Raw genomic sequence first — 20,043 nt, forward strand, 5'->3', positions numbered from 1 at the left:
GCTTCTTTTTCTAATCTAGTTAATTATATATTTCTAATTCATATGAGTAAATTTGCCCAATCCCTTTACTTCGATTGGCTGATTTTTCGGGGAAGTCGTAAATTGCACCTATTTGATTATCCACGTTATTTTTTGATATGTTATTTATTAGGAAAACACAAATTCCGATAGCCGTAGGTTTTGTTCCTAAAGATGTTATAACAATTTTGTTATGTTCAGATATAATATCATTAAGGAGTTCATTAACTGCATAGGGATTAGAGCCTGGGTATGTTATTAATTCTGAGTTCAACATATTAAAATATTTCATATGCCGTTTTAATGAAATGTTTTCCCATCCTGCTTTATAAGCCGGAATAGCAAGGTGAGCCAATAGTTGTTTATAACTTGCGCCATCATCATGCTCTAAAATATGACCTAACCTAGAATTTTCAAATCCTAGGAAAGATACTAGAGTTGCTTTATCATCCGAATTAGATTGATTATCTAGAGCAAAAGCCGGTAATGCAATAAATGGGTAACGTTTGTCACTCAGTACAAATTCGTCATCACCGTCTTTAGATACTTCTTTTGCATATTCTTTCGGCTCTACATATATTATAGTGCAATATAAATGTTTTCCTGACTTATTCATTGCATCCAGTAGGTATAGAAGTTCAGGGAAGCCTAGTGAAGTTGAATCAATTAAAACTCTGCTGATATCGGATGAAATGAAGAATTCTTTTAATCTGAATATTTTATATTGCGTTGAACCTATCGTTATTGAATAGTTTGTCTTATCAAACGTAATCGCATAATTTGGTGTGACTTTTATTTGATTTAAAACATTATTTGTTCGTTCATCAATTGCTTTACCACAAAAGAAAACATCATATTCTTCAGTACAACATGAATCTATAGTAGGGATTTGCCTTATTCTATTTATTGTGATCATAAAAGCCCCAGTTGTTTTACCACATCATTTGTATTTTCTAAAGGCTCTTCATCTAAATCCCACTTGGTAATAAAGCTTTTTAATAATCTATTAAACTTATTATCATCAGCAGTAAATATTATAGTTAAACTTTCTTTGTTTAATTTTAATTTTTTCTTCTTTCTGTAACTTATCCCAAAATGTGCGGATAATACAGGGTGAAGTACATAATCCTTGACTTCTAAAGATTCTGATTTTTTTTGTTTAGTACTATGTTCTTCGATAAGCACAGACCAGATTATTGCTTCATTAAGTAACGTGCGAGTATCTTCGTTTAGTTCTGTTTCATCAGATAGATCCAGGGAGAAATGATTAATTTCTACTTCACTTTGACTTTTTCTAGTTTGGCTATATGAATATATTCTTCCCAATCTAGTTGCTATTTTTTTTAAATGAGAACCATGTGAACCTAAATCAGATATTTTTTCTAATTCTAGTCCGCTTGTTTTTTTTGTTGCCCTAGATTGAATATTCACGGGGATTTTATCAAGCCTTCTTGAGGAAGTCTTGGCATTAAATTGCTCATTCAACAATACAGATTGATGACATAACTCCAGAAAATGTCTTATGTTACCTCTTGAGAGTAAAACGTATTGTTTGTAACCGGAATAAAAAGGACAATCTTTTGAAGGTGATTTTTTATATATTAAAAGAATTACACCTACCAAATAATTATGAATCCACTGTTGATATTTATTTGAAGTCCCTCCTTTGTATTCCTCGAATTGTTCTAGCAAAATATGAGGTAATGTATTGTTTCTATTTAATATGGCAGCATTAACTAAACTGGCCTCAGGAAATTTTATGTCAATAAATTGTTCTGCATTTAATACTTTTGATTTTTTATGCAAAATCAGCCCATCGGCTATAATTGCTAATAACTTATCATAAAGTGAATTATCGCTGAAAATATTTTGAGCCATTTCACTATACGTTAAGCTTGGCAAAAATCTTTCAGCTAAATTCCTTATTTCTTTCAAATAATCATGAGTTTGTCTGTATTCTAGGTTTTCTTCTTTACGAACAAAAAGGTTAAGTTGCTTCTGATCAAAAAATTCCTCCAGTCTTAAAGCCAATACTTCTCCAGCAAATACATCAAAATTATTATTATAATGTCTTTCCAAATCAATTGTTCTATAATCATTCCTTTCAACAATTTTTTCATTGCCTAAAGTATCATGAGATATTATGGCATTTTTCTTATGAGCTATGCTGAAAATTAACTGTTTTTCCCCATGTTTCATTAATGTATTAATTATTACTTGCTGCGATTCTGTAAGATTTTCGAATTCGTCAATGAATATATGATATGTTATGTTTTCAAGTTCACTAACAGCTGTATTTAACTCATTAGCAACAAGCGACAAAGTTCCTTTTGTGTTTAACGAAAAAGGAGGTGTTTCTGTGAATGGAGAATTGATCCAGTTGCATAATGTGAATAATGAATTTTGTAATATCTTCTTTGCTTCAAATAAATAAATCTTATCACTTTTAACAGATAATTGGTTTGTTATGCTTTCAGGGATTTCGATATTTTTTATCGATATTTTAGAGTTTTCTGACAATTGATTGTGATTAATCAATGTCTGGAGTAACTTATTATATTCTATTAATATAGACAACGTCATATAGCTGTTAAATGCACTTGACCAATATTGTCCAAGCCAATTTTGTGATATATGTTGTGTAAATGATGTATCAGGCCTCCAATAAAGCCCTAGGTTCTTCAAATTTTTTAAATCAATATCAGATCTATTTGAACTCAAAATTGTTGGAAAGCAATAGTATTTTAAATACATCGTCTTTCCCGAACCTCTCCCCCCTACGATCACGCAGGCCTTTGAGGCATCACTAATATCAATTTCATGATTATTTATAGGAAGAACATACTTTGAATATACGTCATCAGGAAACTCTTCTGTACGATTTTTGGCAAATACGGAGCTTAACATGTTAGCCATTTTTACCTCTTAAATAATTCGTTCCAGTTTTCATCTTTATGAACTATCATGGAAATATTGTTATTGGGTGTTGATTTTGAAAATAAATAGGTTAACTCAAAACCGCCATATCCAAGATTTCCATTAATACTTATACCTTTGCTTTTGCACACATGAAGATAGAATTTTTTGAAGTCTTCCTCTGTAAGTCCTTCAACTGCGCCTAGCATTTTATTTTCCTTAGTAAAAAAGCTATGTGATTCATCTATTATTTCTACTGGCTTAATTACTAGGTTATCAAATTTACCTTCAAGATCTTGATATGTTTTATTTACGGCTGAGAATGGTATGTAAATAAATTTAATATCACTTTCTTGAAATTTTCTTTTGGTGAAGAAGTTTTCGAGTTGTGATCCCGTTCCGATTATATCGTCAAACAAAATGATAGCTTTTATATTGTTATTTTGAGTTTGTGCGACACTATGTGAGTTGATTCCTAGAGTGCTATCAAAAAACAATTTTTGTAATGTATTCAGGATAATACTACTACTTTTAACCGCTTTGTTATCCACATCATCAATGGCTGTAAATCTAATTGGGATACTTCTACAATTGCGACCATTCAAGAGTTTCATCCAGTCTTTTATATTGCTTACTTTATATATTCCTTCTTGCTCGAGAATTTGTGGCAACATGATTTGAAATATATCAGCGCCTATAGACTTAATTGACTCTTCACTTCTGAATATTAAGGAATTTAAAATTGCCGCGCTTAAGTATTTTTCGTCTCGACTTTGAAAATTATCTATCCATTTATTTAATGTTCGAATGTTTATATTGTCTATGTATTTGTATTTAATCATGCCTCTGGCATTTTCAAAGGACTTTTCAATTAAGAAGTCATATCGCTCATCAATATTTAAATTCATTGTTTTTCCAATATGTTAATCTAAATTACTTGGATAAATAGAGGATTAACGATAGTTCTGATTATTACAGATAACTAGCTGAGATGATTTTGGCTATAGCTACCGCAGTCAATACACATTTCCTACATGATAAGAGATTAAAAGAAAGAAATCAATATGTTAATAATGTATTAATCTTGTGCTAATCAAGAGAAGTTAAAGTCCCGCCTATCTAAATCCCCAACTGATGACTGCTAGAACATTTCCCCCCTACGGAGCAAGGGGCGCTACGCCCGGCTATGCAGGGGCAAGTTTTTTCTCCCGTGTGCTTTTCGTTCTCCGTATCTGCTTCCGGTTAATCGTTTCCCAACACAACCCGTCCCGCAAGGGTAAACGGCAAGCATGCTGCGCCCTTGCTGGCCGGAACGATACCGGGAAAGCGAACCGTCAGGCGATACGAAGACGAAAATCACACACTGACGGAGAAAAAACCATGACGATTTCCCTGCATACCACCCGGACAAGTGCCCCTAACACCACAGCGGCGACCAGCGTATATCGGGCATGTCTGGTCTGCCATCCAATTACACAACCGGAGCAGCCTATAGCGGTATGAATATCATGCTGTTATGGTGCAGCGCATCTAAACAGGGGTTCAGCGACTCACGCTGGTTGACCTACAAGCAGGCACAGACAGCAGGTGGACAGGTTCGCACGCGTGAACATGGCACAACAGCCATTTTCTACACCACACTGGAGAAGGAAAACGACGCCGGAGAAATTGACCATATCCCGATGCTTAAAACTTTCACCGTGTTTAACGTTCAGCAAATCGACGGTTTGCTCCTAACAACGGAAACCGTCAGCCCGGAAGCAACCTTTGACCCGTTGCCGCAGACTGAAAATCTGTTCAGGAAGATCGGCGCAAACATCATTGAGAAAGGACAAAATGCCTTTTTCAGTCCATCCTCTGATGAAGTCTGGTTACCAAAGCGCCATCTGTTTTCGGATGCGGCTAACTTCTACGCTACTGGCCTGCATGAGCTGGTTCACTGGAGTGGTGGTAAAAAACGCCTGAACCGTGAAATGAAAGGGAAGTTTGGCAGTGCAGATTATGCAGAGGAAGAACTGGTGGCGGAACTGAGGATTGAGGGAGAGGTACAATATGAAAGCTATATTGCTTCCTGGCTGAAAGTGCTGAAAAACGACAAGCGTTATATTTTCAAAGCGGCCAGCGCCGCCTCTAAAGAGCATCGTTATCTGATGGATAAACTCTGAGGCCGGAGCCGGGCAACCGCAAGGGAATGCGGTTACATGGTTTTTAACCGGCAACGCTGCAAGGCGCAGACTGAGGCGGAACGCAGCACAGCGAGTACCGAACAGTCTGCGCCTCGCAGTGGAATAAAAAAATCCCGGCCTAGCGGTATCGCCGCCAGGCCGGTGAGGCCATCATGTTGGCCTGAGTAAAGCTTACGTATAGCTGCCTAATGACAGGTTTTTCAGTTCATCAAAGGTATAAATGCGAAACACCCGACGGTGGCGTTCTTCAAGCGGGACGTGCTGATGGTTGATGATGACATGCCTGATGTTGTCAAACAGCAGCTCAAGCGCCCGTTTTTTCTGTGGGTCAGGCATGACATAAAAAACATAAATCCAGTGCCTGCTGGTACGGGCTAGTAGGTGGCTGGCGATAATAGACTGGTAACGGGCTCGGGTTTTCAGGCGGCGCTCGGTTTCAATGGCAATAACGTTACCATCGGGCAGCGTCAGTAACCCGTCCGGGCGATGTTTTACCTGATACTGGCTGAGAAAGCTGGCCCGGTCGCCGTTAATCCATCCCGAAGCGCCTTTCTTCTCCAGAATAAGCCTGGCGGTCTGATTATCAAGATGGTGCTCCAGCGTCCAGTCGGTGATTTTTGATGGTTCAAACCGCGCAGGAAAGATTCTATCATCCGGGGTCAACACCACCGCCAGCCCGTCGCTGGTGATCCCCCATAATGAGATTTTCATTGTCCGTGATTCAAGCATATGCTTCTGGATTAACCCCATTCGCTCCGTTTTTGCCAGCAGCGAATAAAGCGACTTATGATCCCGGAAACCAAATAACTGCATCAGCGTTTTAAAATCACTGTAGGTTTCTTCTTTCAGGAAGTTCAGCAGTTGTTTTATTTTCTCATTGTTGCGCGTCTGGCGCTCATGAAAGGACGAAATCAGCATAAGCGCTCCTTAAAAATCCAGCGGGGACGGGTATTCCTCGTCAATATCGTTTAACGGGCGGAGCCGTCACGCCGTCAAGGTTTGCTGCCGGGTTGGTATCGATTAATCCCTGATGGGCGGCATGACGCATGATGTTGCAGAGATGCTGTCGCGTTCGGGACGCGACTTCCAGCAGGCCTTTTTCTTCAATGCCTTTCAGCAGTTCTATGAAATGACGGGGTTTAAGCTCGGTAACTGGCAGATGCCCATAATCGGAAAGATATGATTATTCATGCTGGCAAGCAGACGGTCGGTGGTGTTTTTCGACCATTTTCTGTTGCTTTTATACCACGCCAGCGCCACGGTTTTAAACAGTTTCTCCGGTACGCGAGAACTGCATTCAGCAGCTCGCTGTTGCGTGGGGTTGATGTTCAGCGCCAGCATTTTGCGAATACCTTCACGCTGTTGCCGGGCGTCAGAGAGGGAGATGACAGGATAGGCGCCTAGCGCAATGCGGGAATCTTTACCGCTAATACGGTACTTAAGATACCAGTGACGGGAGCCGCTAGGTTTGATCCGAAGATACAAACCGTGGGAATCGGAGACTTTAAAAGGTTTACCAGAAGGTTTGATACTGCGGATTTTCGCGTCGGACAGGGGCATGTGGTGGTCACTCCGTTATCGAACTGAAATGACCCCAAATCAGACCACCAATTTCGCCGAATGCGCAGGAAAAACCAGATACGCATCGGGAAAGATTTCCACGCTAACTTATTGAAACCTAATCGAACAGGGACCTATAAGAACGCCTGAAAACAGAAATATGGCTCCTCTGACTGGACTCGAACCAGTGACATACGGATTAACAGTCCGCCGTTCTACCGACTGAACTACAGAGGAATCGTGTGAACGAGGCGAATCATAGCGGGGTGCCAGGGGCTTGTAAAGCGTCAAAAAACGCCTTTCGGTGCGTTTGCTGCAAGAGTATGCAAACTGCTGCATTATTGATTGAATTGGTGAAATGATAACGGGCGGTATGCCCACAAACCGCCCCATTGTGGTGCAATACCGTGCCGCCGTATGGTGGCTGCGGTTAACCAGGTGGGTCGACGCCGCGTTTTTTTAGCCGGTTAATCCACGCTTTAGCATGACAAATGCGCACCCATGCCATTGTGGCCTGGATCTTGCTGCCTGATGTTTGGTTTTTATTTCGCTGTTAACCGGCATCACGGGGGCATCATGAATCTCAGACGACTCAAATATTTCGTAAAAATTGTCGATATCGGCAGTCTGACCCAGGCAGCAGAAGTGTTGCATATCGCCCAACCGGCGCTCAGCCAGCAGCTGGCGACGCTGGAGGGCGAGCTCAATCAACAGCTGCTGATTCGTTCCAAGCGCGGCGTGATGCCGACCGAAGCCGGCAATATACTTTACGCCCACGCCCAGACCATTTTACGCCAGTGCGAACAGGCGCAAAGCGCGGTGTGCAGCGCAGGGCAGGCGATGAGCGGGCAGGTTGCGGTCGGACTGGCGTCCGGCAGTGCGGCGGCGCAGCTGGCCTTGCCGCTGTTGCAGGCGGTGCGCGAACGGTATCCCGGCATTTTGCTAAGTTTGCATGAACACGCAGGGACCGAACTGCCTGGGCAAATCGAGAATTACCGTCTGGACATGGCAGTGCTGTACGGCGCCAAAACGCCGTCGGGGCTGACCGCCACCCTGCTGGCGAAAGAAGAGCTATATCTGGTGGCAACGCGGGCGGTGCCAAGCCCTGGCAACAGTGTTGATCTGATTGACGTATCGCGCCTGAACCTGTTGTTGCCGCGCGAGGGCGACGTGGTACGTAATCAGGTAAATGAAGCGATGGCGGTGCGCCGGCTGGCGGCGAACGTGATTGGCGAGATTGAGTCGCCGTCCACGCTCAGTGCGGCTATTGCCGGTGGTTTGGGCGCCACCGTTTTGCCTGAATCGGCCGCGCGGGCGATGATCGGCCCTGCCAAGGCCTGGATGGCACGCATCATCAGCCCTGCACTGGCGGTGCCGATGATGCTGTGCGTCTCCAGCCAGCAGCCACTGTCTGCCCCGGCGCTGGCGGTTAAGGAGCTGCTGTTGTCGATTGTTGCCGAGCGCAGTCAGGAAAAACGCGCGCTGGTATTGGTGCAATAAGGCTACGGGGGCGGCAACGCCCCCCAGTCCCAGCAACCTCGTCGGCAACCGGTGTTATACCGCCAGCCATTCCTCCACCAGCGTTTGCACCAGTTTATCGGCGGGCATTTCCCGAATCAGCGACACCCCCTGTCCGGCCCACTGGGCGCCAAACCCATGTTCGCCTTTCGCCGCCGCCGCAACGGCGAGCGCTTTACCGAGCGCATAGGTCAGCGGATAGGGGGGAATGGCGTCCTTGGCGATATGGCGGGTAAACTGGCAAAAGGCATTGTCAATGCACCTGGCCGGACGGCCGGAAATCGCCGATGTCATCACCGTGGCGGCCGCCGGCGGGTTGTTCAATGCACGGCGATAGGCCTGATTGGCGGCAGATTCCGGACACAGGATAAACGCCGTACCCATCTGCACGCCGGCTGCGCCCAGGTGGAGCATCGCGGCAATACCCGCGCCATCCATTACGCCGCCGGCGGCAATAACCGGTACCGACGTGACCGCCTTGATTGCTTGCAGCAGTGTGAAGGTGCTCAATTGGCCATCGTCCTGCTGTGGGTCAAGGTGGCCGCGATGGCCGCCTGCCTCGATGCCCTGCGCCACAATAAAATCAATGTCGCTCGCGGCTATCTGGCGTGCTTCGTCCGGGCTGGTTGCCGTGGCAAAGGTGATGATGCCGCGAGCCTTTAGCTGGCCGATAACGGCGGCCGACGGAATGCCGAAATGAAAACTCACCACGCTGGGCCGTAGCGCCAGCAATACTTCCAGCATCGGCTGGTTGTCATGAAACGTTTGGTAGATTTCGCTCAGCTCTGCGGGTGGCGTTGCATCGTACTGGCCGAACAGCGCCTCAAATCGCCGTATCCAGGCCAGTTCAAGCCGTTGATCGCGTTGCACCGGCGGGTGGCAGAACACATTGACATTGATCGGGCAAGAGGTGAGCGACTGGGTTCTGGCTATCATCGCTTCCGCCTGTTCAGGCGTTGAAGCGCCGACGCTGATCGAACCAAGCGCCCCGGCGTTGCTGACGGCAGCAGCGAGTTCAGGGGTAGACACGCCGGCCATCGGCGCCTGTACCAGCGGGTACTGTAGGTTAACAGCAGCATACAAAGCGTTTTTCATCGTGTTTATACCTGCTTGAGCGTCATGTAAGGTCAACTGTAAAATCTCGTATGGAGACATAAAGATCAATGTCGTTTTCAAAATGAGAATGAAAGATGAACCATACTTCACTGGAAATCTTCACGGTGGTCGCCGAGGAGCTTAGTATCATCAAGGCGGCTACGCGCCTGGGCCGGGTGCAATCCAATATTACTACGCGCATCCAACAGCTAGAACAGGAGCTGGGCGTTCAGCTGTTTTCGCGTGAAAACAGACGCTTGGCTCTGACGCCGCAAGGGCGCAAGTTTCTGGGCTATGCGAACCGCATTCTCAGCCTGGCGCAGGAGGCGCGCCAGTCGTTGCACCCACGGCAGCCAAGCGGCACGCTGGCGCTAGGCGCGATGGAATGTGCCGCAGCCAGCCGGCTGTCCGTGCCGTTGAGCCGTTTTCGCCAGGCTTGCCCGCAGGTGCGGTTGACCTTGGCCACCTTGCCGACGCGACAACTGACGGAAAAAGTGTATAACGCGCAACTGGATTGCGCCCTGGTCGCGTTGCCTGAAGACCGTGACGGCAACGCTATTTGTCCCGACGGTTTATCCTCTCTGCCATTATTTGTCGAGCAAATGATTCTGGTGCTGCCAGAGGGGTTTGAGCAGGCAAAAAGCGGCAATGACGCCGGTCCGCTCAAACTTGCCGCGTTCAGGCAGGGGTGTAGCTACCGAGAACTTGCCATTGGCCTGATGGCGCGTCGACTGCCGGTGAGCCAGCAACCGGCGGTGCAGGAGGTCGGTTCTTACCATTCGATGCTCGCCTGCGTCGCCGCCGGCAACTACCTGTGCCTGTTACCCGCAAGCGTGCTCGAGTTACTGCAACTGCCCGCAGGGGTCAGTCTGGTTGCCGCCGGATCGGCAACCACGCATTTTATCTGGCGCGCCGATGCGCGTTCGCCGGCGCTGGACAGCCTGCGTCGGACGCTGGTAGCCACCTCGAACGTTGAGCGGTGACCGCGAATCGCGAATGCAGGGCGAAGGGCGTTCTGTGATGACGATAACAGGCGGCGCCGCTTGTCTGGCGGCATATGACATTCATTCTGATGCAAGAGGGCGTTTTGCCTTGATAAATAGCGGACGCCAAGCGAGGTTATGGTACATATAACTGAACACCCTTACAGGAGCAGCTAGATGAATTCGCATCCGATTCGGCAGATCGTTGCGTTCTGCGACAGCGCTATTTCAGCCAGGGATTTTGACGCGCTGATGGAGCACTATGCACCCGATGCCGCTCTGGTGGTGAAGCCAGGCACCATCGCCACGGGAAAAGACAATATCCGCAACGCCTTTATCGCCATTTCCGATTACTTTCAGCATCGGCTGGTGGTGGAGCAGGGGGAAATGCAGATCGTTGAAGGCGGTGGAAATGCGCTGGTTATCATGGAAACCCTGCTGCGCTTTCCCGATCAACAGGGCGTGATGGTTGAGATAACCCGACGGGCAACCTATGTTTTTCGGCAGGAGGACGATGGCCGCTGGCTTTGCACCGTTGATAATTCTTACGGCACGGCGCTTTTGGATCGGGACAGCGCCTAAAAGATGGCGGTTGAGCAAGATGCGGCTATCATCTTTCCCTTAACCCCTTGCTGTCCCTGAAAAAGGATCGTCTGTTGCTATGCCCGTGAATTTTGATCTTAACGATCTCTACGCCTTCCGAGCGCTGGTTGAATATGGCAATTTCCGGCTTGCCGCCGAGTCCATCTGCCTTTCACAGTCGGCATTGAGCCGCAGAATAGAGAAACTGGAATCCGCGCTGGGCATCAAGCTGTTCGACCGGACCACCCGGCGGGTTACGCTGACGCTGTATGGCCAAACCTTTGCCGAACGTTCGGACCAGCTATTGGCCAACGTTGAGTCGGTGTTGGCGGATATCAATAAGGTAAGTCAGGATCGCATGGGGCTGGTCACCGTCGCCACGGTGCCCTCGGCAGCCTACTATTTCATGCCTGACGTGATCCGGCGTTTCCAGGCCCGCTATCCACGGGTACGGGTCAAGCTTATTGATAGCAGTGCGGGGAATGTCATTGAAGCGGTTGCCAGTGGCCAGGCTGACTTCGGTATCTGTTTTGCGAGAAACCTGCAACCCGATATCGAATTTGTACCGTTGGTGGGAGATGTCTACGTGGCTGCCTGTCGGCGCGATCATCCTCTCGCCAGTCAAAAAAGCCTGAGCTGGCGCGAGTTTTATCAGCAGGATTACGTGGGGCTGGATCAGACCTCCGGTAATCGCAATCTGCTCGATCAGATGCTGGGACACATTATCCCCGAGCGCCCCAGCCTTTGCGAAACCCGCCATGTGACGACCCTGCTGGGCATGGTTGAAGCGGGCGTCGGCATTGCCGCCGTGCCCGCTATGTCGATGCCGAGCTCGGCGCATTCGGTGTTGACTCACCTGCCGCTGACCGACCCGGTGGTGAAGCGCACGGTGGGCCTCATCAGGCGCAGCGGACGCATGCGGTCTTACCTGGCTGGCGAGTTGGAAACCTTGATCACTGAACAGTATCACGCCGTTTAACCGGCCGTTTGGCCTGCACCGATCTCATGCCGGTGGCGCGAATGGTATTTTGCACCTCGGCGGAAGAAAGGAAATCCAGCAGCGCTTTGCCTTCCTGGCGGTGTTGTGCATTGGCGGTGACCGCGCCGGCAAAGCGGGTAATGTGCTGCAGTTCTTCCGGTAGTTCACCAATAAAGGTGACGCCCGGTACCGGGAGCAGTTCGCTCACCTGCTGAAAACCTAGCGCATATTTCCCTTTTGCCACCTCGGATGCCACCGGAATGCGCTCAACCTTATGCGCCTTTGCTTTCATCTGCTCCTCGATAGCCAGCTTTTTGAACAGCTGGCCGCTGACATAGCGGCCGCTGGCGCTGTCCGAATAAGCTACGGATTTGACATGCAACAGGGTGCTGCGCAGATCTGCCGCCCGTTTGATAGCGGGGTGGGGCTCACCTTGCCTGACCACCATACCAATCGGCGAATCGGCTATTTCGACACGCGAACCCGGCAGCAGCCAGTTCCCCTGCTCCAGGTTGTTCAGTGCATCACCGACCATAATCACCACGTCGGCCTTTTCTCCGCGCGCCAGGCGTGCCGGGATTGCCTGAGGGGTGTTACCCATGGAGGGGCCGGACACCAAAACGACAGTGTCGCCGCTATTGGCGGTAAACTGCGGCGCCAGTTTTTCCAGTGCGGCTTTAAAGCCACCTGAAATCATGACGGTCACTTCTTTGGCCAGCACCGGGGTGCTGACAGTCGAAAATAGCAGTATGGCGAGCAGTGAACGAAAAATTTTTTGCATGGTGTAATCCCTGATTCAAGCGGCGGTTTGCAGCGATAAGCTGTTGCGACGGTATAAATAAAGCGTTGCCAATAATGCACATACCGCAGCAAAGCTCATCCAGTATCCGGGCGAGGCTTTGTCGCCGGTGTACTCGATCAGGGCGGTAGAAATAACCGGCGTAAATCCGCCAAAAACAGCGGTTGCCAGACTGTAGGCCAACGAGAAGCCGGCAACCCGTACCTCCATCGGCATGATCTCGGTTAACGCCGGGATCATGGCGCCATTGTAGAGGCCGTACAGGAAGGACAGCCACAGCAGCACCGTCAGCATCATGGAAAAGCTGGGGGCTTCAGCAAGCAGACTCAGCGCCGGATAGGCGGTAACCAGCGCCAGCAGCGCCATGGTAACCAACACCGGCTTGCGGCCAAAACGGTCTGACAGAGCGCCGCCTACCGGCAGCCAGAGGAAATTGGATATCGCCACCAGCAAGGTGACCAGCAGACTGTCCGAGGCGCTGAGCATCAGCACTTTCTTGCCGAAGGTCGGGGCATAGACGGTGATCAGATAAAACGCGGTGGTGGTCATGGCGACCATCAACATGCCGGCGATAACCACCTGCCAGTTCGCTAACAGGGTTTTAAACACCTCGCGCATTGCCAGATGATTGCGGCGGGCGGTGAACGCCTCGGTTTCTTCCAGTTTGCGGCGCAGGAAAAAGATGAAGGGCACAATCAGGCAGCCGAACAGGAAAGGCAGCCGCCAGCCCCAGTCGCGAATGGCGCTTTCTTCCAACGCGGCATTCAGGGCGAAGCCCATGGCTGCCGCAATCATAATGGCCACTTGCTGGCTACCAGACTGCCAGCTGGTGTAAAAACCCTTGCGGCCTGGGGTGGCAATTTCGGCTAGATAAACGGACACGCCACCCAGCTCTGCGCCCGCCGAAAAGCCTTGTAATAAACGCCCCGCCAGCACCAGCAACGGCGCCCAGAGGCCAATGGTTTGATAAGAGGGGATGAGGACAATCAGGAAGGTCCCGGCGGCCATGATCGACAGGGTGACAATCAGCCCTTTACGTCTGCCGACTTTATCAATGTATGCCCCCAGTACGATAGCGCCGAATGGCCGCATCAGAAAGCCCGCGCCAAAGACTGCGAAGGTCATCATCAGTGAGGCAAATTCACTGCTGGCAGGGAAGAAGGTATGGGCGATGTAGGTGGCATAAAATCCGAACAGAAAAAAATCAAATTGCTCAAGGAAATTGCCCGAGGTTACACGCAGTATCGCGCCGGTTTTTGCCCGAGTGGTCATGGGTAGCTTAGAGGAATGCATCGTTATCTCCAGTTGGTCATTGGCGTTTTTAGCGCGTCCGTTGCTGCAGACTGGATCAGGAAAATAAACGAGATAAGCGCAATAAACTCATGGACTGATGCGTATCACGCATGAATGAAATTTAACAATTAGATGCGATAAGCTGTAACGGGCTGTTAACTAACTTGTCCGCAACAACCTGTGGCATCGGCAGCAAAAAACGTGATGCGCTTTTTGTGACAGGGGTCATATCGGGTAAGTGGGGGAGATGTGCTTCGTCAAGGGGACGGAGACCATCTCGCTTCCGTTCAGCGGCGCTGCGGCCGTCAACGAGACGGGACTCGACATGAAAATGTGCCCTGAAGGGGTCGGACTGGGTGAGCGACATTATTTGCGACGGTAATCCGCCAAGGTGAATGCGGAAAGTTTTTCCGTATCGCGCTTAGGGGCATTGTTTTGTGCAGCGGTGGCCGGAATGTCGCGAATAGCGGCAGATTCGGCAAATTTCAGCAACGCGTCGCCATCCAGACGATAGCGTATCCATTCAGCCCACGGCGGGTTTTCCTGCCGATAAATCCTGCTCAATCAAGACAGGCAATATACTTTTCCCCACTACGCCGCACGATCCGATCGGCATTCTCCCTTATATCCTTGCCTTCAAACGCGCCGTAGAGGGCGTTGAATTTCACACCGCGCAGGCGATGCACCATGTCGCTGACCGTCGTTGCCGGCAGTGGCAGCATGTTGGGATAACTCCACATGAACGATACGCCGTTGGCACCTGGCGTCACCTGCAGGATGTCTCCGCACAGCAATACGCCATCACCTACCGCCCAGTGAAGCACGCTACCGCCGGCGAAGTGCCCGCCGAGACGTAGCAGACTGACATCTGTGGTCAGCGCCAGGCTGTCACCTTGCCAAAGGGTGATGCGCGGACTGTCGCGCATGATCCACTGGCGATCGCTGGCATGAAGGTAAATCTCGGCATCAAATTCGGCGGCCCATTGCTGCATGGTGGTGTAGTAATGCGGGTGCGAGATGGCAATAGCCTTAAGCCCGCCCAGTGAAGCAACCAGGGTTTTGGTGGCGTCGTCGAGCGTGGCAATGCAGTCCCAAAGAATATTGCCCTGTGCGGTTCGTAGAATAAAAGCGCGCTGGTTAATGGCAAAATCAGGCACGGTGCGGATGCTAAAAAGGTTGGTCTGGTGCTGTTTCCACTTATTGGTGTGTGACGCAACCAGGGTGTCGAAGTCAATCCATTGCTGTCCCGTTACCGGCACGTACTGGCGCTCATCCTGGCAGATTTTGCACTGTTGCGGATGAGAGCCGGCCGTCTCATAGGATGTTCCGCAGGCTTTACATAGCGTTATCATCACGTCCTCCAGGCTTCTTGTCAGGCTGATTGGCTGATATTACTCTCCAGTAACACTAGCTTAACCTCTGCCAAAGAGGCGAATACGCGCTAGATAATGAGAGTTCCTTTTTACAGGCACGCTGGCCGGATGCGCCATGGCATGGCAAAAGACACTGCTATCAAGCGGAGTATACCCCGTAGAATAGCCGCTCGCAGGGCGTATATCGCTGCGGTCGCTTTGCCCGGTCGCCTATATTTTGCCTGGCGTCCAGCGTATGGTGTTATGAGTATTAGCTCATTAACAGGAACGGAATAATGCGTGATCTTCCTCCTACCGCTACGCTGCGCGCGTTTGAAGTTGCCACCCGCCACACTACCTTCACCTCGGCCGCCGCAGAGCTGTTTATCACCCAAAGTGCGGTCAGCCATCAATTGAAAAATCTGGAAGAAATCTGGGGGCTGCAACTTTTTCAACGCGGTAAAACCCTCAGCCTGACGCCGGCCGGTGCGGCACTGGCTCCGCTGGTGCGGGAGTTTTTCAGCAAGTTGGAAACCACGCTGGCCGATCTGCGAGAGCAAAAGGGTCGGGTGCGACTGCGCGTCAATACCACCTATTCTTTTGCACTGAAGTGGTTGCTGCCACGCCTGCCGGGGTTGGCGCGTTTGCACCCGGAAATCCTGGTGACCCTGGAAAGCACCGATAAGGCGATCAACTTCGCCAGCACCGAATCTGACGTGGCGATCCGCTTCGGCCACGGCAATTACCCTGCGCTGCACACCGAGTTCATGTTTCGCGAACAGCTGTTCCCGGTGGCAAGCCCGGCGCTGTTACAGCGCTATGGCACCCCGAGTGAACCTGCCGAGCTGCTGCGCTACCCGCTGCTGACGCGTGACGGCGCCGATCTGGTACCGAAATGGGACGTCTGGTTCAAGCTGGTCGGCATAAATACCGAGGTGTTGCACGAAAGCGTGCGCTTCGCCGATACCAATATGACCATAGAAGCGGCGCTGCTGGGCCAGGGCATTGCGCTGGCGCGCAGTGGGCACGTAGAAAAAGAGATCGGCGAAGGTACCCTGGTGCGGCTGTTTGAGGTGCCTTTTCCGTCACCGGCCGCCTATTATTTTGTCTGCCCACAGGGCACCGAAACACAGCCGCATATTGTCAAATTCCGTAACTGGCTACAGACGGAGTCACTGCAAGCGCAGTGCAATTACCGTTAGGTTATGAGTGTTTGCTCATGTCACGATGACGACACTTCACTGTTAATTGGCGCACAGGCTGTTTAGCATCGGCACATGCCCAATCATATTATTTTGCTTACGCTATTCGCCGCGCTGCTGCATGCCAGCTGGAACACCTTATTACGTGGGGGCACCGATCGGTGGTGGTCGATGACCATCATGTGCATCACCATCGCCGTTATCTGCGCGCTGGCGATACCGTTTATACCACTGCCAGCCAGCGCCAGTTGGTGGTACGCGCTGCTGTCGGCGCTGCTGCACGTCGGTTATAACCTGTGCCTGATACGCAGTTATCGCAGCGGGGAGCTTGGGCAAACCTACCCGATTGCGCGCGGTTCGGCGCCACTGCTGGTGACGTGCGCGGCAGCCATGCTGGCCGGGGAAAAGATTGAGCCTCATGCTCTGGGGGGGATTGTGCTGGTTTCCATGGGTATCCTGGTGCTTGCCTTCCGGGGGCGGAAACTGGCGCTGCCGAATCTGCATTACGCACTGGCGACCGGTGTGTTTATCGCCGCCTATAGCGTGGTGGACGGTATGGGCGTGCGCCTGTCCGGCAATGCGCTGTCCTATACCGTATGGATGAGCGCTTTATGGGGGATATTGATGCCAGCACTGTATATCGCGCGGCGTGACAGGAAAAGTTTGCTGCACTGGCAACCCGGCGTTGGGCGAGCGATCGCCGGTGGTGCGGTTTCGTTACTGGCTTACGGCATCATTATCCATGCCATGGCGGCAGCCCCCATGGGCGCAGTCTCGGCACTGCGTGAAACCAGCGTGCTGTTCGCAGCGTTACTGGGTTATCTGTTTCTTGGCGAAAGGCTTACGCTAAAAAAAATGCTGGCATGTACGGTGATTGCCGCCGGTATTGTGATAATAGGTTAATCAATAAGGAAAACACACTATGTCAGACTATCCCTCGATAGCGCTTATTGGTCCAGGTGCCATCGGCACTACCATTGCCGCCGTACTGCATGAAGTTGGCCGAACGCCATTGCTATGTGGGCGCACCGCGTATCCGCAGCTGACCCTGCGTCATGATGGCGGCGAAGTTGTGGTGCCTGGCCCGGTATTGAGCAACCCGGAGGCGATCCGCCATCCGTTTGAACTGGTGTTTGTGGCGGTGAAAACCACCCAGATAGCAGACTGCGCCGGCTGGCTGGCCGCACTGTGTGACGAAAATACCGTGGTTTGTGCCCTGCAGAACGGCGTCGAACAGCAAACCCAGTTGGCACCCTACGTCAACGGCGCAACGGTGCTGCCTTCGGTGGTGTGGTTCCCGGCTCAGCGTGAACCCGACGCGTCTGTCTGGCTGCGTGCCAAACCACGCTTGACGCTGCCGGATGTGCCGTCGGCAATACGGGTCACTGATGCGCTCAACGGCAGCGGCTGTACGGTAGAGCTGTCAGCCGACTTTATCACTACCGCCTGGCGTAAACTGTTGCAGAATGCGGTGGCCGGGCTGATGGTGCTGGCTAATCGCCGTGCCGGGATGTTCGCCCGGCCGGATATCACCGCACTGGCACTGGCTTATCTGGGGGAGTGTCTGGCGGTGGCTCGTGCACAGGGGGCAAAACTTGACGACAATGTGCCGCAGGATATCGTCGACGGTTTCCATCGTGCCCCGGCGGATTTAGGAACTTCGATACTTGCCGATCGCCAGGCCAACCGTCGACTGGAGTGGGATATCCGCAACGGCGTAATACAGCGTTATGGACGCTTGCAGGGTATCCCTACGCCGATCGGCGATGTGCTGGTTCCGCTGTTGGCGGCAGGCAGTGAGGGGCCAGGTTGATGCTGCTGATGACGGAGGAGGTTATTCAACGCTGACAGCCGGCCAGCGCTTGCCACACGGTGAGTCGCGGATGCAATCTGGTGCAGCCGCAAAAATAACGGGTATAATCCCCGTCATTATTCAACCGGTTTAGAAATGACGATGACAAAACTCACCTTACAAGAGCAGATGCTCAAAGCGGGCTTAGTGACCAGCAAAAAAATGGCCAAAGTCCAGAGAACGGCAAAAAAATCGCGGGTGCAGGCGCGTGAGGCCAGAGAAGCGGTAGAAGAAAATAAAAAGGCGCAACTTGAGCGTGATAAACAGCTGAGTGAACAACAAAAGCAGGCCGCGTTATCCAAAGAGTATAAAGCGCAGGTCAAGCAGCTGATTGAAATGAACAAAATCGTCATTTCAAAAGGCGATATCGGCTTTAACTTCACAGATAACAATGTAATTAAAAAAATCTATGTCGACAAGACCACTCAGGCTCAGCTGATCAGCGGTCGGCTTGCCATTGCGGCTTTGGTGGTTGATAACGGTGCCGAGAAAGAGTACGCGATTATCCCCGCCAGCGTTGCCGACAAAATTGCCCAGCGAGATGCCAACAGCATCGTCTTAAACAGTGCGCTGAGTCAGGAAGAGCAGGATGAAGAAGATCCGTATGCCGACTTTAAAGTGCCTGATGATTTGATGTGGTAATCGGCAGTTACCGACCTCGGCTTGAATCCTCTGCTTTGCCGCAGGCGCTTGGGTACCCAGCGTGCGGCATCGTCATCATCACTTTCCGTGCGATTAGAACGGGCTGGCATTACGGGCTGTGATTCTCTCTTTGCTGGCGGGGTGAGCAAACTGCAACTCGCTGGCGTGCAGCATCAACCGCGGCGTCTGCTCGGTGCCTGGCAACAGACGGCCACCGTACAGATCGCAGCCCAAAATAGGATGACCCAACTGCTGGCAGTGAATGCGCAATTGATGGGTACGGCCGGTCTCCGGCGTTAGCCGTACCCGTGTCACCGGCACTGGCCGCTGGTCTGCCACGGCGTGATAACAACGCTCGACGACCTGATAGCGGGAGCGGGCGGGCTTGCCGTGGATTGAGCAAATCGACATCAGCGGGAACAGCGCCGGGTCTTTGGCAATCGCCGCGTCTATTACCCCTTCGTTATGCTCCAGATGCCCGCACAGCAACGCGTGGTACACCTTGCTTACCGTGCGTTGACTGAACTGGTGGCAGAGGGCGGCATTTACCGCCTTGTTGCGAGCAATCACCATCAGCCCGGAAGTACCGAAATCCAGGCGGTGAACCAGCGTACAGCCGGGAAAGATCCGCACCAGCCGGTGATGTACCGAATCGAGATTTTGCGCATTTTTTCCCGATAGGCTGAGCAGCCCGGTGGGTTTGTTGATCAACACCAGGTGGTCGTCCTGATAGAGGATCTCTATCGTGTCATGGCACGGTGGGGCAATAAAAGTATCGACAATGGTAGCCATCAGCTTGCCCGAGCGGAAAGTGGGGCCGGATGATAACCAATTTTCAGCCGTCTGGCGATCCCGCGCATCATTGACGGGTAAACCCCGATAAGCAAAAAGCCCGCTTAAGTTTCCTTAAGCGGGCTTCTCTAAATATGGCTCCTCTGACTGGACTCGAACCAGTGACATACGGATTAACAGTCCGCCGTTCTACCGACTGAACTACAGAGGAATCGTGTGAACGGGGCGCATCATATCCAGCGGCTCAGGGTGTGTCAACGCTAAAATGACGCTT

At 50.8% G+C, this 20,043-nt stretch carries 18 protein-coding genes, 2 tRNA genes and 2 pseudogenes; 9 read left to right on the forward strand and 13 right to left on the reverse strand.

Annotated features, from left to right (window positions below):
* Positions 1-19: 19 nt before the first annotated feature.
* From NYE85_RS12670 to NYE85_RS12680, 3 genes are read right to left on the reverse strand one after another with little or no spacing between them, the layout of a single operon-like run.
* The gene (locus NYE85_RS12670) at positions 20-934 is read right to left on the reverse strand and encodes a hypothetical protein (protein ID WP_259005118.1); all 915 of its coding nucleotides are present in this window, start codon (positions 932-934) and stop codon (positions 20-22) included.
* On the reverse strand, positions 931-2,934 hold the full coding sequence (locus NYE85_RS12675) for a hypothetical protein (protein WP_259005120.1): 2,004 nt from the start codon (positions 2,932-2,934) through the stop codon (positions 931-933). Before NYE85_RS12675 ends, NYE85_RS12670 begins: the two co-directional genes overlap by 4 nt.
* 2 nt (positions 2,935-2,936) lie before the next feature.
* Positions 2,937-3,842 (reverse strand): hypothetical protein, encoded by a 906-nt coding sequence (locus NYE85_RS12680; RefSeq protein WP_259005122.1) that lies wholly within the window; start codon positions 3,840-3,842, stop codon positions 2,937-2,939.
* 528 nt (positions 3,843-4,370) lie between these two features.
* On the opposite strand from NYE85_RS12680, the pseudogene NYE85_RS12685 reads away from it, so the two are divergent.
* Positions 4,371-5,099, forward strand: a pseudogene (locus tag NYE85_RS12685) (ArdC family protein); the annotation flags it as partial.
* A gap of 192 nt (positions 5,100-5,291) precedes the next feature.
* On the opposite strand, the gene mobC reads toward NYE85_RS12685, so the two are convergent.
* The 3 genes and pseudogenes from mobC to NYE85_RS12700 form a co-directional block, all read right to left on the reverse strand.
* Positions 5,292-6,038, reverse strand: coding sequence for a MobC family replication-relaxation protein (mobC, locus tag NYE85_RS12690; protein ID WP_259005123.1), 747 nt, complete (start codon positions 6,036-6,038; stop codon positions 5,292-5,294).
* Positions 6,039-6,081: 43 nt separating this feature from the next.
* Positions 6,082-6,680: pseudogene (locus NYE85_RS12695) on the reverse strand (tyrosine-type recombinase/integrase); the annotation flags it as partial.
* Positions 6,681-6,841: 161 nt separating this feature from the next.
* A tRNA-Asn gene (locus tag NYE85_RS12700) sits at positions 6,842-6,917 on the reverse strand.
* A 339-nt stretch (positions 6,918-7,256) separates the two neighbouring features.
* Here NYE85_RS12700 and nac point away from each other — a divergent pair.
* Positions 7,257-8,180, forward strand: a complete 924-nt coding sequence (gene nac, locus NYE85_RS12705; RefSeq protein WP_259005124.1) for a nitrogen assimilation transcriptional regulator NAC — start codon at positions 7,257-7,259, stop codon at positions 8,178-8,180.
* A 54-nt stretch (positions 8,181-8,234) separates the two neighbouring features.
* Here nac and NYE85_RS12710 read toward each other — a convergent pair whose 3' ends face one another.
* A complete protein-coding gene (locus tag NYE85_RS12710; RefSeq protein ID WP_259005125.1) occupies positions 8,235-9,293 on the reverse strand; it encodes a nitronate monooxygenase family protein in 1,059 nt (352 codons plus the stop codon).
* 95 nt (positions 9,294-9,388) lie between these two features.
* Between NYE85_RS12710 and NYE85_RS12715 the strand changes: the two genes are divergently transcribed.
* The 3 genes from NYE85_RS12715 (at position 9,389) to NYE85_RS12725 (ending at position 11,837) form a co-directional block, all read left to right on the forward strand.
* Entirely contained in the window at positions 9,389-10,276 is an 888-nt protein-coding gene (locus tag NYE85_RS12715; RefSeq protein ID WP_259005127.1) for a LysR family transcriptional regulator, read from the forward strand.
* A gap of 177 nt (positions 10,277-10,453) precedes the next feature.
* Positions 10,454-10,858: an SgcJ/EcaC family oxidoreductase gene (locus NYE85_RS12720; RefSeq protein WP_259005128.1), complete on the forward strand. Its 405-nt coding sequence runs from the start codon at positions 10,454-10,456 to the stop codon at positions 10,856-10,858.
* 79 nt (positions 10,859-10,937) lie between these two features.
* The gene (locus NYE85_RS12725) at positions 10,938-11,837 is read left to right on the forward strand and encodes a LysR family transcriptional regulator (protein WP_259005129.1); all 900 of its coding nucleotides are present in this window, start codon (positions 10,938-10,940) and stop codon (positions 11,835-11,837) included.
* Here the strand turns inward: NYE85_RS12725 and NYE85_RS12730 are convergent.
* The 4 genes from NYE85_RS12730 to NYE85_RS12745 form a co-directional block, all read right to left on the reverse strand.
* Positions 11,812-12,618, reverse strand: a complete 807-nt coding sequence (locus tag NYE85_RS12730; RefSeq protein ID WP_259005130.1) for a substrate-binding domain-containing protein — start codon at positions 12,616-12,618, stop codon at positions 11,812-11,814. The two genes, NYE85_RS12725 and NYE85_RS12730, sit on opposite strands and share 26 nt — an antisense overlap.
* A 15-nt stretch (positions 12,619-12,633) precedes the next feature.
* Complete coding sequence (locus NYE85_RS12735; protein WP_259005132.1) at positions 12,634-13,929, reverse strand: MFS transporter; 1,296 nt, start codon at positions 13,927-13,929, stop codon at positions 12,634-12,636.
* A gap of 366 nt (positions 13,930-14,295) precedes the next feature.
* Positions 14,296-14,493 carry a hypothetical protein gene (locus NYE85_RS12740; protein ID WP_259005133.1) on the reverse strand — a complete coding sequence of 66 codons (198 nt, stop codon included), beginning with the start codon at positions 14,491-14,493 and terminating at the stop codon, positions 14,296-14,298.
* On the reverse strand, positions 14,490-15,281 hold the full coding sequence (locus tag NYE85_RS12745) for an MBL fold metallo-hydrolase (RefSeq protein ID WP_259005134.1): 792 nt from the start codon (positions 15,279-15,281) through the stop codon (positions 14,490-14,492). Before NYE85_RS12745 ends, NYE85_RS12740 begins: the two co-directional genes overlap by 4 nt.
* Positions 15,282-15,577: 296 nt before the next feature.
* On the opposite strand from NYE85_RS12745, the gene gcvA reads away from it, so the two are divergent.
* From gcvA to NYE85_RS12765, 4 genes are all read left to right on the forward strand, one after another.
* Positions 15,578-16,483 carry a transcriptional regulator GcvA gene (gene gcvA / locus NYE85_RS12750; protein WP_259005136.1) on the forward strand — a complete coding sequence of 302 codons (906 nt, stop codon included), beginning with the start codon at positions 15,578-15,580 and terminating at the stop codon, positions 16,481-16,483.
* A gap of 75 nt (positions 16,484-16,558) precedes the next feature.
* Positions 16,559-17,386 carry a DMT family transporter gene (locus NYE85_RS12755; RefSeq protein ID WP_259005137.1) on the forward strand — a complete coding sequence of 276 codons (828 nt, stop codon included), beginning with the start codon at positions 16,559-16,561 and terminating at the stop codon, positions 17,384-17,386.
* Positions 17,387-17,405: 19 nt separating this feature from the next.
* Positions 17,406-18,296: an oxidoreductase gene (locus NYE85_RS12760; RefSeq protein ID WP_259005138.1), complete on the forward strand. Its 891-nt coding sequence runs from the start codon at positions 17,406-17,408 to the stop codon at positions 18,294-18,296.
* Positions 18,297-18,437: 141 nt separating this feature from the next.
* A complete protein-coding gene (locus NYE85_RS12765) occupies positions 18,438-18,977 on the forward strand; it encodes a DUF2058 domain-containing protein (RefSeq protein WP_259005139.1) in 540 nt (179 codons plus the stop codon).
* 93 nt (positions 18,978-19,070) lie between these two features.
* Here the strand turns inward: NYE85_RS12765 and NYE85_RS12770 are convergent, their stop codons facing one another.
* Together NYE85_RS12770 and NYE85_RS12775 are read right to left on the reverse strand one after the other, a co-directional pair.
* Positions 19,071-19,769 carry an RluA family pseudouridine synthase gene (locus tag NYE85_RS12770; RefSeq protein ID WP_259005140.1) on the reverse strand — a complete coding sequence of 233 codons (699 nt, stop codon included), beginning with the start codon at positions 19,767-19,769 and terminating at the stop codon, positions 19,071-19,073.
* A 135-nt stretch (positions 19,770-19,904) separates the two neighbouring features.
* Positions 19,905-19,980 (reverse strand) — tRNA-Asn (locus tag NYE85_RS12775).
* Positions 19,981-20,043: the final 63 nt, after the last annotated feature.

The sequence above is a fragment of the Serratia sp. AKBS12 genome (assembly GCF_024793895.1).
Taxonomy (GTDB): Bacteria; Pseudomonadota; Gammaproteobacteria; order Enterobacterales; family Enterobacteriaceae; genus Serratia_F.

Excerpts from the sequence above, each read along its gene's own strand:
- NYE85_RS12670 (WP_259005118.1), bottom strand. The coding sequence starts at position 934 with ATGATCACAATAAATAGAATAAGGCAAATCCCTACTATAGATTCATGT.
- NYE85_RS12675 (WP_259005120.1), bottom strand. The coding sequence starts at position 2,934 with ATGGCTAACATGTTAAGCTCCGTATTTGCCAAAAATCGTACAGAAGAG.
- NYE85_RS12680 (WP_259005122.1), bottom strand. The coding sequence starts at position 3,842 with ATGAATTTAAATATTGATGAGCGATATGACTTCTTAATTGAAAAGTCC.
- mobC (WP_259005123.1), bottom strand. The coding sequence starts at position 6,038 with ATGCTGATTTCGTCCTTTCATGAGCGCCAGACGCGCAACAATGAGAAA.
- nac (WP_259005124.1), top strand. The coding sequence starts at position 7,257 with ATGAATCTCAGACGACTCAAATATTTCGTAAAAATTGTCGATATCGGC.
- NYE85_RS12710 (WP_259005125.1), bottom strand. The coding sequence starts at position 9,293 with ATGAAAAACGCTTTGTATGCTGCTGTTAACCTACAGTACCCGCTGGTA.
- NYE85_RS12715 (WP_259005127.1), top strand. The coding sequence starts at position 9,389 with ATGAACCATACTTCACTGGAAATCTTCACGGTGGTCGCCGAGGAGCTT.
- NYE85_RS12720 (WP_259005128.1), top strand. The coding sequence starts at position 10,454 with ATGAATTCGCATCCGATTCGGCAGATCGTTGCGTTCTGCGACAGCGCT.
- NYE85_RS12725 (WP_259005129.1), top strand. The coding sequence starts at position 10,938 with ATGCCCGTGAATTTTGATCTTAACGATCTCTACGCCTTCCGAGCGCTG.
- NYE85_RS12730 (WP_259005130.1), bottom strand. The coding sequence starts at position 12,618 with ATGCAAAAAATTTTTCGTTCACTGCTCGCCATACTGCTATTTTCGACT.
- NYE85_RS12735 (WP_259005132.1), bottom strand. The coding sequence starts at position 13,929 with ATGCATTCCTCTAAGCTACCCATGACCACTCGGGCAAAAACCGGCGCG.
- NYE85_RS12745 (WP_259005134.1), bottom strand. The coding sequence starts at position 15,281 with ATGATAACGCTATGTAAAGCCTGCGGAACATCCTATGAGACGGCCGGC.
- gcvA (WP_259005136.1), top strand. The coding sequence starts at position 15,578 with ATGCGTGATCTTCCTCCTACCGCTACGCTGCGCGCGTTTGAAGTTGCC.
- NYE85_RS12755 (WP_259005137.1), top strand. The coding sequence starts at position 16,559 with ATGCCCAATCATATTATTTTGCTTACGCTATTCGCCGCGCTGCTGCAT.
- NYE85_RS12760 (WP_259005138.1), top strand. The coding sequence starts at position 17,406 with ATGTCAGACTATCCCTCGATAGCGCTTATTGGTCCAGGTGCCATCGGC.
- NYE85_RS12765 (WP_259005139.1), top strand. The coding sequence starts at position 18,438 with ATGACAAAACTCACCTTACAAGAGCAGATGCTCAAAGCGGGCTTAGTG.
- NYE85_RS12770 (WP_259005140.1), bottom strand. The coding sequence starts at position 19,769 with ATGGCTACCATTGTCGATACTTTTATTGCCCCACCGTGCCATGACACG.